Raw genomic sequence first — 15,219 nt, 5'->3', positions numbered from 1 at the left:
AACCCCTGCGATATCAAGGAACCCACATGCAACTCCTCTGGCTGCGTAGCGATCTTCGCGTGTCCGATAACACCGCTCTGGCCGCCGCTGCCGAGCGCGGCCCGACACTGGCCGTCTGGCTGGTCAGCCCAAGCCAGTGGCTGGCGCATGACGATGCGCCGTGCAAGGTCGACTTCTGGCTACGCAGCCTGCGAACCCTCAGCCAGTCACTGGCTGCATTGAACATTCCACTACTGGTTCGTCAGGCAGAGCACTGGGACAACGCCCCCCAGGTTCTGCTACAGCTGTGCCGGGAGCACCATGTGCAGACACTGCACATGAATGAGGAATACGGGGTTCACGAACAGCGCCGAGACGATGCCGTACGTAACCAGTTGAGCGACGCCGGAATCGAGGTGGTGAGCTATCTGGACCAGTTGCTGTTCAAACCCGGCAGCATATTGACCAAAGCCGGCGGTTACTTTCAGGTGTTCAGTCAATTTCGCAAAACCTGCTATGAACGCCTGCACCTGGCCCAGCCTCGGCTGATAGCAAGCCCCACGCCGCAGCAGCCCTTGGCAATTGCTAGCGACCCGATCCCTGAATCAGTACCGGGTTTCAACAACGTCCCGGAAACACTGCGCGCGCTCTGGCCAGCCGGCGAGCAAGAAGCTCAAAGGCGGCTGAACGCCTTTGTCGAGGACGCCATCGAGGACTATCAGGATCAGCGCGACCTTCCGGCGCTGCCTGGCACGAGCCAGTTGTCCCCCTACCTCGCTGCCGGGGTGATCTCCCCACGCCAGTGCCTGCACGCGGCGCTTTCACACAATCGAGGCGAGTTCGACAGTGGCAACAAAGGCGTTGTGACCTGGGTGAATGAACTGCTGTGGCGCGAGTTCTACAAACATATTCTGGTCGGGTATCCGCGGGTATCGCGACACCGCGCTTTCCGCCTGGAAACCGAAGCGGTGCCGTGGCGCAACGCGCCTGACGAGCTGGAGGCATGGCAGCAAGGGCGCACCGGCATTCCGATCATCGATGCGGCCATGCGCCAACTACTGGCCACCGGCTGGATGCATAACCGCCTGCGCATGGTCGTTGCGATGTTCCTGACCAAAAACCTGCTGATTGACTGGCGTGAAGGCGAACGCTTTTTCATGCGTCATCTGATCGACGGTGACCTGGCGGCAAATAACGGCGGCTGGCAATGGAGCGCATCAACCGGCACGGATGCCGTCCCTTATTTTCGGATCTTCAACCCGATCAGTCAGTCGCAACGCTTCGACAGTGAGGGACGTTTTATTCGGCATTGGTTGCCGGAGTTGGCAGGCCTGGACAACAAAACCATCCACGCCCCTCAGTCGGTGGGCGGGCTGTTTGCTGTTCGTCACTATCCTGGCCCGATAGTGGATCTGGGCAGCAGTCGACAGCGGGCCCTGAGTGCGTTCAAACACTTACCCCAAAAACCCGAATGAAGAGGCAGTTGAGCAGCGGCTAAGCCGCTGCTCGAGTAAACGCCAGGGAATCAGAGTGGCATGCGATAGTGCAGGGAGTAGCTTTCTACGCCGTCGTTGGGCGTTGTCAGGCCGGCGTTAGAGTAGTGGATGGCACGCACACCCAGTTCATGCCCTCCGGCGAAACGCAGGCCAAAGCCAATACGGTCTTCAAACTGGAACGACGAGCCGAGCCTGTTACTTTCCAGCTCGGTGCTGGAGAAGGCTGCGATACCAATACCCGCTTCGACATAAGGCTTGATGGACTCACCGGCAAACTCATAAACAAACACCGGTGCAAACGACAGGCTGTGGTTACTGGTGGTTTCATCGCCCTCCCAATAGGTGTAGGCGCCATCCCAGTACCCCGTGACACGGCCGACACTGGTCTGCAACCAACTGGCATCCCAGTTGGATTGCAAACCAAAGCGATAGACCATGGTCGAGTCGCCGGTCTGCCCTACCGAGACCGATGCATCGGCGGCTTGTGCTGTAAATGATTGCCCCAGAATCACGGCTGCAGTTGCAGCCAAGCAAAGCAGTTTCTTCATGAGAAACGTCCTGTTCTTAATGCAGTTTTTAGTTTTTCTGTTTCATTCAACAACGTAGTAGAAAATTGCCATCAGTTGTCAGTTCCGCACCGCAAAAACGCTCTCCCCCAGCGTTTCACAAACCAAGACTGTGCACGTTCTCAGACTGACCCCACAACAATGGCAGGATTTTCAGCAGATGCGCTGGGCTGGCACTCGTCCAGAACTGCGCAGGTCGGGCTGGCCCCTGCGCCAATAACCCGCGTTCACCGAGCAAACGCTGCAATTGCCGAGCCACCGCTGCGCCAGTATCGATGATTGCTATGTCGGCCGGAACAAGCTCGGCGAGCAATGGCTTGAGGAAAGGATAATGCGTGCACCCCAGGATCAGCGTATCGCACCCGGCAGCCAACAGCGGTGTCACATAGCCCTGCAGCAACTGGCGCAACGAGGGGCTGTCTAGATCGCCGGCTTCAATGCATTCGACCAGGCCCGGGCACGGCTGGGTGACCACCTGCACATCATTGGCGAAGCGATCGAGCAACGCGGCAAACTTGGCGCTCTGTAGCGTACCCGTCGTTGCCAGCACACCCACCACACCGCTGCGGGTTGCTGCCGCAGCGGGTTTGACCGCAGGCTCCATACCCACAATCGGCCAGTCGGGGTAACGTTCCCGCAGGTCGGCCACCGCGGCGACTGTTGCAGTGTTACACGCCAACACCATCGCCTTGGCCCCTTGGGCACGGAAAAATTCGGCAACGATCTGGCAACGCTGACGGATAAACGCCGGCGACTTCTCCCCATAGGGGATATGTCCGCAATCAGCGACATACAGCAGTGACTCGCGGGGCAATAAACGCGCGATTTCAGCAAGCACCGACAACCCGCCGACGCCAGAATCGAAAACCCCGACGGGTGCTGCCGGATCACCCATGCCGATCACCGCAAACGGCACACCCCGGGTCGCGCTTCACTCGCAGCTCGCGAAAACGGCTGCCCAGCGCATCAATCAACAACAATCGCCCAATCAGCGGCTCACCGAAACCCGCCAGCATCTTCAAGGCTTCCAGTGCCTGCAAGCTGCCAACCAACCCAACCAGCGGGCCAATCACGCCCGCCTCGCTGCAGGTCAGCTCGGCGTCACTGCCATGCCCATACAGGCAGTGGTAGCAGGGGCTGTGTGGCTGTCGCGGGTCGAAGACCGACAATTGCCCCTCCAGGCGAATCGCGGCGCCACTGACCAGCGGTTTGCCCGCTGCCACACACGCGCGATTGACCGCCTCACGGGTGCCGAAGTTGTCCGAGCAGTCGAGCACGAGGTCAACTGCGCGCACGGCCTCAGCCAACGAGTCTTCGTCGAGCGCCGTACGATGGGCCACCAGGGCAATCTCGGGGTTGATCGCCTGCAAGCGTGCCAGCGCAGAATCGACCTTGCTCATGCCGATCGATGGGGTGTCATGCATGACCTGACGCTGCAGGTTGGTCAGGTCGACCGTATCAAAGTCAGCCAGGTGCAGTTCACCAACACCCGCAGCAGCCAGATACAACGCGACCGGTGAACCGAGGCCGCCGAGGCCGACTATCAGCGCCCGACTGCCCTTGAGCTTCAACTGACCGTCGATATCGACCTGCGCCAGGAGGATCTGTCGGCTGTAGCGCAACAGCTCCTGATCGCTCAGCATAGGAGGCGCCCCAAGGTAATACGTTCATGACCGGCAAGGTCATCGCGGCTTTCGATCTGCTCGAAGTCGTTCTGAGCCAGCAGCTCGCGTACCGCAGCGGCCTGATCGTAACCGTGTTCAAGCAACAACCAGCCGCCCGGCTGCAGGTGCTGCGGCGCCTGAGTGATGATCGCGCGCAGATCGTCCAGGCCATCTTCGCCTGCAACCAGCGCACTGCTGGGCTCAAACCGCACATCACCGGCCACCAGATGCGGATCTGCAGCAGCGATGTAAGGCGGGTTGCTGATGATCAGGTGGAAACGCTCACCGTCCAGCGCGCTGAACCAGTGACTGTTGAGCACCCGGACGTTGTCCAGCTGCAGACGCTGGCGGTTGCGTTCAGCCAGGGCCACGGCGTCGAGCACACGGTCGACGGCGGTCACCTGCCACTGTGGGCGCTCGCTGGCCAGTGCCAGCGCAATGGCCCCGGTTCCGGTACCAAGATCGAGTACACGAGCGGGCAGCGCTGGCAGCAGCTCAAGGGCCGCCTCTACCAGCAACTCGGTTTCCGGACGCGGAATCAGTGTATGAGGCGCCACTTCCAGATCAAGTTTCCAGAACCCCTGCTGCCCCAGAATATACGCCACAGGCTCACCGGCACGGCGGCGCTGCAGGTAGTCGGCAAAGGTCTGGGTCGCCTCACTGGTGACGATCCGCTCTGGCCAGGTATGCAGGTAACTGCGCGACTTGCCGATGGCAGCCGCCAGCAACAACTCGATATCCAGACGCGCCGTCGGCGAATCCGGCAGCTCCGCACCGCGAAGCAGGCTGGCAATAATCGTCATTTACTCACCCAGTGCTGCCAGTTGGTCAGCCTGATACTCGGCCAGCAATGGTTCGATGACCGCATCGACCCCGCCCGCCAACACTTCATCAAGGGAATACAGGGTCAGGTTGATACGGTGATCGGTCACCCGGCCCTGTGGGTAGTTGTAGGTACGAATACGCTCGGAACGATCGCCCGAGCCGACCAGCAGCTTGCGCTCACTGGCAATGGCATTCTGTGCCGCGCTGGTCTGCATGTCATTGAGCTTGGCCGACAGCCAGGACATGGCGCGCGCCCGGTTCTTGTGCTGCGAACGCTCTTCCTGGCACTCCACCACGATGCCGGTCGGCAAGTGCGTGATACGAATCGCCGAATCGGTCTTGTTCACGTGCTGACCGCCCGCCCCGGAAGAGCGGTAAGTGTCGACCCGCAAATCAGCCGGGTTGATCTCGATTGCCACCTGCTCGTCAGGCTCGGGCAACACCGCGACGGTACACGCCGAGGTATGAATGCGCCCTTGGGATTCGGTTTCCGGTACCCGCTGCACGCGGTGCGCACCCGACTCGAATTTCAGCTTGCCGTAGACGTTATCGCCTTCGACACGCGCAATGATTTCCTTGTAGCCGCCGTGCTCGCCCTCGTTCTCCGAGAGGATCTCCAAACGCCAGCCACGTCGCTCGGCATAACGCGAGTACATGCGGAACAGGTCGCCGGAAAAAATCGCCGCCTCGTCCCCGCCCGTACCCGCGCGGATCTCCAGGAACACGTTGCGCCCATCGTTCGGGTCCTTGGGCAGCAGCATGCGTTGCAACTGGCTTTCCAGTGCGAGCAACTGCTCCTTGGATTCGCGCACCTCTTCCACAGCCATTTCCCGCATATCCGGGTCACTGTCCTTGAGCAGCGCCTGAGCCCCCTCAAGCGCGTCCTGAACCTTGCGCCACTGCGCATAGGCAGCCGCGACGGGCTCAACTTCGGCGTACTCCTTGGAATAGGCACGGAAGCGGGTCTGATCGGAAATGACTTCAGCATCACCCAACAGGGCAGTCAGTTCCTCGAAGCGGTCCTGGAGGGTATCCAGTTTATTGAGCAGCGACGCTTTCATTGCGGGGGTTTATCCGTCGAGCCCTCGTTGAGGGCAAAGAGTTCCTGGGCCATGGCCAGCGCATCGAGGCGGCCTTCGGCAGAGAGCTTTTTCAACTGCACACTCGGCGCATGCAGCAACTTGTTGGTCAAGCCACGGGCCAACTGCGCCAAGACCTCCTCGGCATTGGCACCGTTGGCCAGCAGGCGCTGGGCCTTTTGCAATTCCTCGTCGCGCAGCCGCTCACCTTGCTGGCGGTAGGCCTTGAGCACATCCACCGCCGCCAACTCACGCAGGCGCAGCATGAAGTCTTCGGCACCGACCGAGACCAGCTCCTCGGCCGCCTGGGCGGCGCCCTGACGGCTCTTGAGGTTCTCGGCGACAACGTCGTGCAGGTCATCGACGGTGTACAGGTAAACGTCGTCCAACTCACCGACTTCTGGTTCGATATCCCGAGGTACGGCGATATCCACCATGAAAATCGGCTTGTGCTTACGCAATTTCAATGCGCTTTCTACCGCCCCCTTGCCAAGAATCGGCAACTGGCTGGCGGTGGAACTGATCACGATATCGCTGTGCACCAGTTCATGGGGAATGTCTGCCAGCAACACCGCATGGGCACCGAACTGTTCGGCCAGCGTGCTCGCACGCTCCAGGGTTCGGTTAGCCACCACAATGCGCCGCACCCCCTGCTCATGCAGGTGACGGGCCACCAGGGTAATGGTTTCACCAGCCCCGATCAGCAGCGCCTGGCTACGCCCCAGGTCACTGAAGATCTGCTTGGCCAGGCTCACAGCGGCAAACGCCACTGACACCGGGTTTTCGCCGATGGCCGTGTCGGTGCGCACCTGCTTGGCAGCACTGAACGTGGCCTGGAACAAACGCCCCAGCAAGGGGCCGATGGTCCCGGCCTCGCGTGCCACGGCATACGCCGATTTCATCTGGCCCAGGATCTGCGGCTCGCCCAGCACCAGCGAGTCGAGCCCGGAGGCAACCCGCATCATGTGCCGCACGGCATCGTGATCTTCATGGACATAGGCACTGGCACGCAGCTCTTCGAGGCTGAGCTGGTGATATTCGGCCAACCAGCGCAATACGCTGTCGGCCGCCAGGTGGTCCTGTTCGATGTAAAGTTCGCTGCGGTTGCAGGTCGAGAGGATCGCGGCTTCGCGGCTGGCGGTGAGTCGACAGAGCTGCTGCAAGGCTTCGACCAGCTGCTCGGGCGTAAACGCCACGCGCTCGCGTACGTCTACCGAGGCAGTCTTATGGTTGATACCGAGTGCAAGAAAGGCCATTCAAGGTCGCTGATTATGACGTGAAGCCGATAATTGTCCTACTTCGCAGGTTAGAGAACAACCACCGCTCACTATTGTCTCTATAGTCAGTACCTAAGTCTGTACTTCCAGAGGCCATCACTTATGGGTTTGCCCTAGCGCTTGTGTCATGATGATCCGACCGCAGGTTAGTCGCCCAAAATCCCCACTATGAATAGATCCTCCGCGTTGTTCCTTGCCTTTGCCTTGCTTCAGGGCTGCCAGACCTTGGCTCCGGATTCCCCGGATGCCAAGGCGCCTGCCGCCGAGACTGCACCTCCTGAGCAGGTCAAGCCCACGGTCTACGGATCCTTCAGCCAGGACACCGTCTATAGCCTGTTGACCGCCGAATTGGCAGGCCAGCGCAATCGCTTCGATATCGCGCTGGACAACTATGTTGCCCAAGCCATCAAAACCCAGGACGCCGGTATCTCAGAACGTGCCTTCCGCATCGCCGAGTACCTCGGTGCCGACCAGGCTGCGCTGGACACGGCGCTGATCTGGGCAAAGAACGCACCAGAAAGCCTCGATGCGCAACGCGCCGCCGCAATCCAGCTGGCGCGGGCCGGGCGCTATGACGACTCCATGAACTACATGGAGAAGGTCCTGCAGGGCCAGGGTGACACGCACTTCGATTTCCTGGCGCTGTCAGCCGCCGAAACCGATCAGGAAACCCGTGATGGCCTGCAGAAAAGTTTCGACCGCCTGCTGCTGAAGTACCCGGACAATGGTCAGCTGGTGTTTGGCAAAGCCCTGTTGCTACAACAGGATGGCAATGCGAACGCCGCACTGGAACTGCTCGAAAAACACCCGCCAGAGGCCGGCGAAATCGCTCCGGTACTGCTGCAGGCACGCCTGCTGCAAAGCCTCGATCGCGGCAAGGAAGCACTGCCACTACTGCAAAAGACCATTCGCAAGTACCCCGATGACAAGCGCCTGCGCCTGACCTACGCGCGCATGCTGGTCGAACAGGACCGGGTCGAGGATGCCAAGGTCGAGTTTGCCAGCCTGCTACAGCAATACCCCGACGATGACGAGCTGCGCTACTCACTGGCACTGGTCAGCCTGGAGGCCAAGGCCTGGAACGAAGCCGAAAGCTACCTGCAAGAGCTGATTGCCCGCGGTAGCCGGGTCGATTCGGCACACCTGAACCTGGGTCGCCTGCATGAAGAGCGTAATGACCCGGAACGCGCATTGATCGAGTACGCCCAGGTTGGCCCCGGCAATGATTACCTGCCAGCACAACTGCGCCAGGCCGACATTCTCATCGCCAACGGTCGAGCCACCGAAGCCTCGCGGCGCCTGGCCGCAGCGCGTGAAGCCCAACCGGACTACGCTATCCAGTTGTACCTGATCGAAGCCGAAACCCTTGGCAACAACAACAAGGACGCCCAGGCCCTGCAGGTGCTGCAACAGGCCATCAAACTGTACCCCGACGACCTGAACCTGCTTTACACCCGCGCCATGCTTGCGGAAAAGCGCGACGACCTGGCCCAGATGGAAAAGGACCTGCGCAGCATCATCAGCCGCGAGCCGGAAAATGCCATGGCCCTCAACGCCCTGGGCTACACACTGGCCGACCGCACGACACGCTATGCCGAAGCCAAGGGCCTGATCGAAAAAGCACACCAGATCAACCCGGAAGACCCCGCCGTGCTCGACAGCCTGGGCTGGGTCAACTACCGCCTGGGCAACCTCGACGAAGCTGAACGCCTGCTGCGCCAGGCCCTGGAACGCTTCCCTGACCACGAAGTCGCCGCCCACCTGGGCGAAGTGCTCTGGGCCAACGGCAAACGCCGCGAAGCACGCCATGTCTGGGCCAAAGCCCTAGAAGACCAACCTGACAGCCCTATCCTGCGCAAAACCCTTCTGCGCCTGACCGGATCCGAGACTCTGTAAGCCTATGTTCCTGCGCCACTGCATTACCTTCAGCCTGATCGCCCTGCTCGCCGGCTGCGCCGGCTTCGGCTCCCGCGAAGCCCTTCAGGGCCAGGGCAGCCCACAATTGTGGCGCGAGCACAAACAACAGTTGAGCACCCTCGACGGCTGGCAGATCAACGGCAAGGTGGGCATCCGCGCACCGAAAGACTCCGGTAGCGGCACCTTGTTCTGGCTGCAACGCCAGGATTATTACGATATCCGCCTGTCTGGCCCGCTGGGCCGGGGCGCCGCCCGCCTGACCGGGCACCCGGGTCAAGTCGTACTGGAAGTCGCCAACCAGGGACGCTTCGAGGCCCAGAGCCCGGAGACCTTGCTGGAGGAGCAATTGGGCTGGCAACTGCCAGTGTCGCATCTGGTCTGGTGGGTACGCGGCTTGCCCGCACCCGGCAGTAAGAGCCGCCTGACCCTGAGCGGTGACAGCCGCCTGGCCAGCCTCGACCAGGATGGCTGGAACGTCGAGTACCTGAGCTACATCCAGCAGAACGGTTACTGGCTGCCGGAACGCCTCAAGCTGCACGGCCAGAACCTGGACGTGACCCTGGTGGTCAAGGACTGGCAGCCACGCCAGCTGGGGCACTGACATGCACGCAACCACCCTGACACTGCCGGCACCGGCCAAACTGAACCTGATGCTGCACATTCTGGGTCGCCGCCCCGATGGCTATCACGAACTGCAGACCCTGTTTCAATTTCTCGACTACGGCGATGAGTTGTCTTTTGCCCTACGAGAAGATGGCGAAATACGCCTGCACACCGAAATCGACAACGTTCCTCACGACAGCAACCTGATCGTGAAAGCTGCGCGAAAACTGCAGGCACTTTCAGGCTGCAGCAAGGGCGTTGATATCTGGTTGAAAAAAATCCTGCCCATGGGCGGCGGCATCGGTGGCGGCAGCTCAGATGCCGCAACCACCCTGCTCGGCCTCAACCATCTCTGGCAATTGGGCTGGAGTGAGGACCAACTGGCCGAACTGGGCCTGACCTTGGGCGCCGACGTCCCGGTTTTCGTCCGCGGTCACGCGGCATTCGCCGAAGGCGTGGGCGAAAAGCTCACCCCGGTAGATCCTGAAGAACCCTGGTATGTCGTGCTCGTCCCGCAAGTATTTGTAAGTACAGCGGAAATTTTTTCACATCCATTGTTGACACGTGATTCAGCGCCCATTAAGATGCGCCCCGTTCCCAAGGGAAACAGTCGAAATGACTGCCAACCGGTAGTAGAGCAGAGTTACCCAGAAGTACGTAACTCACTGAATTTGCTAAGCAAGTTCACTGAAGCTATGCTTACCGGAACTGGAAGTTGTGTGTTTGGGGCCTTCCCAAGCAAAGCTGAAGCTGATAAAGTTTTGGCCCTTCTTACAGAGACCCAAACAGGGTTTGTAGCAAAGGGAAGCAACGTTTCGATGTTGCATCGCGCACTACAGAGTCTGCTCTAGGAATCGAGTGTTAGGCACTCGCAGCAACAGATACAGGGGCGTCGCCAAGCGGTAAGGCAGCAGGTTTTGATCCTGCCATGCGTTGGTTCGAATCCAGCCGCCCCTGCCATTTTCCTTATACTCATCCAGGTTACCCTCAGCCTTCAGGTACTGCGCGTGTCCAAGATGATGGTCTTTACGGGGAACGCCAACCCCGATCTGGCTCGGCGTGTCGTACGTCAGCTGCATATCCCACTGGGTGATGTTTCTGTCGGTAAGTTTTCCGACGGCGAAATCAGCACTGAGATTAATGAAAACGTCCGCGGTAAAGACGTATTTATCATTCAGCCGACTTGTGCGCCAACCAACGATAATCTGATGGAATTGGTAGTGATGGCTGACGCCTTCCGCCGTTCATCTGCCTCCCGAATCACCGCCGTGATTCCTTACTTCGGTTACGCCCGCCAAGATCGCCGTCCGCGTTCGGCGCGTGTTGCAATCAGCGCCAAAGTCGTTGCTGATATGCTCACCGTCGTTGGTATCGACCGTGTTCTCACTGTCGACCTGCACGCTGACCAGATCCAGGGTTTCTTCGATATTCCAGTAGATAACATCTACGGCTCCCCCGTTCTGGTGGATGACATCGAAGACCAGCGTTTCGAAAATCTGATGATTGTCTCCCCAGACATCGGTGGCGTCGTGCGTGCACGAGCTGTTGCCAAGTCGCTGGGCGTCGATCTCGGCATTATCGATAAACGCCGCGAGAAGGCCAACCACTCCGAAGTGATGCATATCATCGGTGATGTTGAGGGTCGTACTTGTATTCTGGTCGACGACATGGTCGATACCGCTGGCACCCTGTGCCACGCGGCCAAGGCCCTGAAAGAGCACGGCGCTGCCAAGGTTTACGCCTATTGCACGCACCCTGTTCTGTCGGGTCGGGCGATCGAGAATATCGAGAAATCCGTGCTGGACGAGCTGGTGGTGACCAACACCATCCCGCTGTCCGCCGCAGCTCAAGCCTGTGACCGTATCCGTCAACTGGATATCGCACCGGTCGTCGCAGAAGCGGTTCGCCGCATCAGCAACGAAGAATCGATCAGCGCGATGTTCCGCTAAGGGCCCTGCCCTTTTCGAGATCACGTTGACGTAAAGCGCCCCGCCCCAACACTGGTTGTTGGGGCGGGGCTTTTTTGCCAACCCCGCTTTGGCGCTGGTCGCAAACGCCAAACCGGAGAGGCTATTTTGGAGATACAAAATGACTGATTTCATCCTGAACGCCGAAGCGCGTAACGACCTGGGGAAAGGTGCGAGCCGCCGCCTGCGTCGTCTCGCCAGCCAAGTTCCTGCTGTTGTATACGGTGGCGACGCTGCCCCTGTATCGGTCAGCATCCTGGCTAAAGAAATCGCCAAGCTGTTCGAAAACGAAGCTGCTTTCAGCCACGTTATCGAACTGAATGTCGACGGCGCCAAGCAGAACGTTGTTGTTAAAGCTCTGCAACGTCACCCATCGAAAGGCATCATCCTGCACGCCGACTTCGTTCGCGTTGTTGCTGGCCAGAAACTGACTGCCAAGGTTCCAGTTCACTTCGTAAACGAAGAAGCTGCAATCAAGAAAGGCGGCGAGATCTCCCACGTAGTGGCTGAAATCGAAGTTTCTTGCGAAGCCAAAGACCTGCCTGAGTTCATCACCGTTGACCTGGCTAACGCCGAAGTCGGCACCATCGTTCACCTGTCGGACCTGAAAGCTCCGAAAGGCGTCGAGTTCGTCGCACTGGCTCACGGCAACGACCTGGCAGTAGCCAACGTTCACGCTCCGCGTGTTGCGCCTGAAGCTGAAGGCGCTGCCGAGTAATTTTACTCAGCACGCCGGTGTTGCCCGGGCCACGCAGCCGTAACGCGTGGCCCACAACTCCAAGGAAGAGCCCCTGACGTGACCGCCATTCAACTGATCGTCGGCCTGGGAAACCCCGGCCCCGAATACGAACAGACCCGGCATAACGCAGGGGCTCTTTTCGTAGAACGCATCGCCAGCGCCCAGCGCGTCAACCTGACCGCTGACCGCAAGTATTTCGGCCTGACAGCCAAGTTCAGCTATCAGGGCAAAGACGTTCGTCTGCTGATACCCACCACGTACATGAACCGCAGCGGCCAAGCCGTCGCGGCACTGGCCGGTTTTTTCCGTATACCGCCAGAAGCCATCCTGGTGGCCCACGACGAACTCGACCTGCCTCCCGGCGTCGCCAAGCTCAAGCTCGGTGGCGGCCACGGCGGGCACAACGGCCTGCGCGACATCATCGCGCAGCTCGGCAATCAGAATAACTTTCACCGTCTGCGGCTTGGCATCGGCCACCCGGGTGACAGCAGCAAGGTGTCCGGTTTTGTCCTGGGCAAGGCGCCACGCGCCGAGCAGGAAAAACTGGATGCCAGTATCGATTTTGCCCTCGGCGTGCTGCCGGACATCCTCGCCGGCGATTGGACGCGTGCGATGAGAGAGCTGCACAGCCAGAAGGCCTGACTCCACGAAGAGGGATTCACCATGGGATTCAATTGCGGCATCGTCGGCCTGCCCAACGTCGGCAAGTCCACCCTGTTCAACGCCTTGACCAAATCCGGTATCGCGGCAGAGAACTTCCCCTTCTGCACCATCGAGCCGAACAGCGGCATCGTACCGATGCCCGATGCACGCCTGGACGCCCTGGCTGCCATCGTCAAGCCTGAGCGGGTGCTGCCCACCACCATGGAATTCGTCGACATCGCAGGCCTTGTCGCCGGCGCCTCGAAAGGTGAAGGCCTGGGCAACAAGTTCCTCGCCAACATCCGCGAGACCGATGCCATCGCCCACGTGGTGCGCTGCTTCGAAGACGATAACGTGATTCACGTCTCCAACAGTGTCGACCCCAAGCGCGACATCGAAATCATCGACCTGGAACTGATCTTCGCCGACCTCGATAGCTGCGAGAAGCAACTGCAGAAAGTCGCGCGTAACGCCAAAGGCGGTGACAAGGACGCCCTGGCCCAGAAAGCCATTCTGGAAAAGCTCATCCCGCACTTCACCGAAGGCAAGCCTGCGCGCAGCCTGATGAAGCACATGGCCGATGACGAGAAAGCCCTGATCCGTGGCTTCCACCTGCTGACCAGCAAACCGGTCATGTACATCGCCAACGTGGCCGAAGACGGCTTCGAGAACAACCCGCACCTGGACGTGGTCAAGGCCATTGCCGAAGAGGAAGGCGCGATCGTGGTGCCGGTGTGCAACAAGATCGAAGCGGAAATCGCCGAACTGGACGACGGTGAAGAGAAGGACATGTTCCTCGAATCCCTCGGCCTGGAAGAGCCTGGCCTGAACCGAGTGATCCGCGCGGGCTACGCCCTGCTCAACCTGCAGACCTACTTCACCGCTGGCGTGAAGGAAGTACGCGCCTGGACCGTTCGCGTTGGCGCCACCGGCCCACAGGCTGCCGGCGTGATCCACACCGACTTCGAGAAAGGCTTCATCCGTGCCGAAGTGATCTCCTACGATGACTTCATCAAGTACAACGGCGAAGCCGGCGCGAAAGAAGCCGGTAAATGGCGCCTGGAAGGCAAGGACTACATCGTCAAAGATGGCGATGTGATGCACTTCCGCTTTAACGTCTAAGCCCGCACCACCCGATAAAACCGCGCCCAGGCGCGGTTTTATCGTTTATGGCGACTCAGTTCTGACTAATCGCCCCCCCTGTGGGAGCGTGCTTGCCCGCGATCAAGACAAGATGCATCAGGCAGGCTGCGATGTGCTCTTAGCGGGCAAGCCCCTACCGCTCAGCCGCGGCCAAACGCGCGGCACGGTTAGAGCCGCGGGCAAAGCACACAAACAGCCCTGCAACCGCCGCCAGAGCCATTGGCAGCCCATGGGGCGCCATGTCCATGGCCATACCACTGATCAGCGGCCCAATCAGGCTGCCAACGCCCCACAACAAGCCAACACTGGCATTGGCCGTAATCAGATCCTGCCCTTTGAATTGTTGCCCGATCAGCACCAGGGCGAGCGTATAGACGCCACCTGCAACCGCCCCCAACACGACAAGCATCGGCCAGAGCAGCCACGGCAGTTGCAACAGCCAAGGCAATGCCACGCCAATCAGCATCGCTACGACGCCACAGACCAGGTGCACCATCGTGCGCTCGCAGCGGTCGGCCAACCAACCCAAGGGCAATTGGAACACCATGTCGCCGGTCAGGATCACCGTGACCATCAACGCCGCAACGCCCAGGGCGAAGCCATGGCTGGAGGCATAGACAGGCAACAGCGAGAGGATCACCGCATCGAAGAAGGAAAAGAACAGCACGCCCATGCACAGGGCCGGTGCCACCTGGAAAAAGCCCGCCAGGGAAAAGCTCTTCTCGCCCTCCTCGCCATGCTCGACGTAGTCATCAGGCACCGTCCAGACAATGCAGGCCAGGGCCAGCAGGTAGCACAGGCTCACCACGATCGTTACCCACGGGCTTTGCGCGCCGAACAGCGCCAGCATGGTCGGCCCCGCCATCTGGAAACCGGTGAACGCCGTGGCGTACAACGCCATGACTTTGCCACGGTTGTGCTCTTCACTCAGCTCATTGACCCAGGACTCGCCGAGAATGATCGCAATACCCATGCCGATCCCCAGCATCAGGCGTAACAGGCACAGCAGGTAGATCGAGGAGAACGCCACCTCGATCAATGCGACGCTCAGGGCGCACATCCCGAAACTCAACAGGTAGATGGTACGGCGCGTCAGGTGCCGACAGCAGGTGTCGACCATAAACGCCGAGAGCATCATGCCCGCCGCGGGAATCGCCGACACAATACCGATCTTGAGGGTACCGGCTCCGGCCTCGAACAGCCGCAGGGACACCAAGGGCAATGTCGCCCCCAGGCTCAGGCCAACAACAGAAACCGCGAACAACAGGCCCGCCAGAAAACGCTTGTCCATCTTGACTCCAAACCCACTGATGCAGGAATAG

15 protein-coding genes and 1 tRNA gene are annotated in these 15,219 nt (G+C 60.0%); 9 read left to right on the top strand and 7 right to left on the bottom strand.

All coding sequences use genetic code 11. From position 1 onward, the window contains the following. Nucleotides 1-26 precede the first annotated feature (26 nt). Nucleotides 27-1,454 carry a deoxyribodipyrimidine photo-lyase gene (phrB, locus tag CYD26_RS04005; protein WP_102051839.1) on the top strand — a complete coding sequence of 476 codons (1,428 nt, stop codon included), beginning with the start codon at nt 27-29 and terminating at the stop codon, nt 1,452-1,454. A 50-nt stretch (nt 1,455-1,504) separates the two neighbouring features. On the opposite strand, the gene CYD26_RS04000 is transcribed toward phrB, so the two are convergent. The 6 genes from CYD26_RS04000 to hemA form a co-directional block, all read right to left on the bottom strand. After that, nucleotides 1,505-2,023, bottom strand: coding sequence for an acyloxyacyl hydrolase (locus CYD26_RS04000; RefSeq protein WP_065761012.1), 519 nt, complete (start codon nt 2,021-2,023; stop codon nt 1,505-1,507). A gap of 115 nt (nt 2,024-2,138) precedes the next feature. After that, a complete protein-coding gene (murI, locus tag CYD26_RS03995) occupies nt 2,139-2,936 on the bottom strand; it encodes a glutamate racemase (RefSeq protein WP_102051838.1) in 798 nt (265 codons plus the stop codon). Beyond that, on the bottom strand, nt 2,929-3,684 hold the full coding sequence (locus CYD26_RS03990) for a molybdopterin-synthase adenylyltransferase MoeB (RefSeq protein ID WP_102051837.1): 756 nt from the start codon (nt 3,682-3,684) through the stop codon (nt 2,929-2,931). Before CYD26_RS03990 ends, murI begins: the two co-directional genes overlap by 8 nt. Further along, nucleotides 3,678-4,508 (bottom strand): peptide chain release factor N(5)-glutamine methyltransferase, encoded by an 831-nt coding sequence (prmC, locus tag CYD26_RS03985; protein WP_102051836.1) that lies wholly within the window; start codon nt 4,506-4,508, stop codon nt 3,678-3,680. The genes CYD26_RS03990 and prmC overlap by 7 nt, the downstream gene beginning before the upstream one ends. After that, nucleotides 4,509-5,591, bottom strand: a complete 1,083-nt coding sequence (gene prfA, locus CYD26_RS03980; RefSeq protein ID WP_065761008.1) for a peptide chain release factor 1 — start codon at nt 5,589-5,591, stop codon at nt 4,509-4,511. Continuing rightward, nucleotides 5,588-6,865 (bottom strand): glutamyl-tRNA reductase, encoded by a 1,278-nt coding sequence (gene hemA / locus CYD26_RS03975; RefSeq protein ID WP_065761007.1) that lies wholly within the window; start codon nt 6,863-6,865, stop codon nt 5,588-5,590. Before hemA ends, prfA begins: the two co-directional genes overlap by 4 nt. 189 nt (nt 6,866-7,054) lie before the next feature. Here hemA and CYD26_RS03970 point away from each other — a divergent pair, with 189 nt between their 5' ends. From CYD26_RS03970 to ychF, 8 genes are all read left to right on the top strand, one after another. Continuing rightward, nucleotides 7,055-8,782 carry a tetratricopeptide repeat protein gene (locus tag CYD26_RS03970; protein ID WP_099773532.1) on the top strand — a complete coding sequence of 576 codons (1,728 nt, stop codon included), beginning with the start codon at nt 7,055-7,057 and terminating at the stop codon, nt 8,780-8,782. Between the two features lie 4 nt (nt 8,783-8,786). Further along, nucleotides 8,787-9,404 (top strand): lipoprotein insertase outer membrane protein LolB, encoded by a 618-nt coding sequence (gene lolB, locus CYD26_RS03965; RefSeq protein ID WP_065761005.1) that lies wholly within the window; start codon nt 8,787-8,789, stop codon nt 9,402-9,404. 1 nt (nt 9,405) lies between these two features. Further along, nucleotides 9,406-10,257: a 4-(cytidine 5'-diphospho)-2-C-methyl-D-erythritol kinase gene (ispE, locus tag CYD26_RS03960; RefSeq protein ID WP_102051835.1), complete on the top strand. Its 852-nt coding sequence runs from the start codon at nt 9,406-9,408 to the stop codon at nt 10,255-10,257. A gap of 34 nt (nt 10,258-10,291) precedes the next feature. Beyond that, a tRNA-Gln gene (locus CYD26_RS03955) sits at nt 10,292-10,366 on the top strand. 47 nt (nt 10,367-10,413) lie between these two features. Then, nucleotides 10,414-11,355: a ribose-phosphate pyrophosphokinase gene (locus tag CYD26_RS03950; protein ID WP_099773531.1), complete on the top strand. Its 942-nt coding sequence runs from the start codon at nt 10,414-10,416 to the stop codon at nt 11,353-11,355. A 139-nt stretch (nt 11,356-11,494) separates the two neighbouring features. Next, nucleotides 11,495-12,091 (top strand): 50S ribosomal protein L25/general stress protein Ctc, encoded by a 597-nt coding sequence (locus CYD26_RS03945; RefSeq protein ID WP_099773530.1) that lies wholly within the window; start codon nt 11,495-11,497, stop codon nt 12,089-12,091. 78 nt (nt 12,092-12,169) lie between these two features. Further along, nucleotides 12,170-12,754 carry an aminoacyl-tRNA hydrolase gene (gene pth, locus CYD26_RS03940; RefSeq protein WP_065761926.1) on the top strand — a complete coding sequence of 195 codons (585 nt, stop codon included), beginning with the start codon at nt 12,170-12,172 and terminating at the stop codon, nt 12,752-12,754. A gap of 21 nt (nt 12,755-12,775) precedes the next feature. Next, nucleotides 12,776-13,876 carry a redox-regulated ATPase YchF gene (gene ychF, locus CYD26_RS03935; protein ID WP_065761927.1) on the top strand — a complete coding sequence of 367 codons (1,101 nt, stop codon included), beginning with the start codon at nt 12,776-12,778 and terminating at the stop codon, nt 13,874-13,876. A 154-nt stretch (nt 13,877-14,030) separates the two neighbouring features. Here the strand turns inward: ychF and CYD26_RS03930 are convergent, their stop codons facing one another. Beyond that, nucleotides 14,031-15,188 (bottom strand): MFS transporter, encoded by a 1,158-nt coding sequence (locus tag CYD26_RS03930; protein WP_102051834.1) that lies wholly within the window; start codon nt 15,186-15,188, stop codon nt 14,031-14,033. Nucleotides 15,189-15,219 lie beyond the last annotated feature (31 nt).

The sequence above is a fragment of the Pseudomonas sp. FFUP_PS_473 genome (assembly GCF_002858665.1).
In the GTDB taxonomy this organism is placed as follows: domain Bacteria; phylum Pseudomonadota; class Gammaproteobacteria; order Pseudomonadales; family Pseudomonadaceae; genus Aquipseudomonas; species Aquipseudomonas defluvii.
This window is presented reverse-complemented; position numbering and strand designations above follow the sequence as displayed.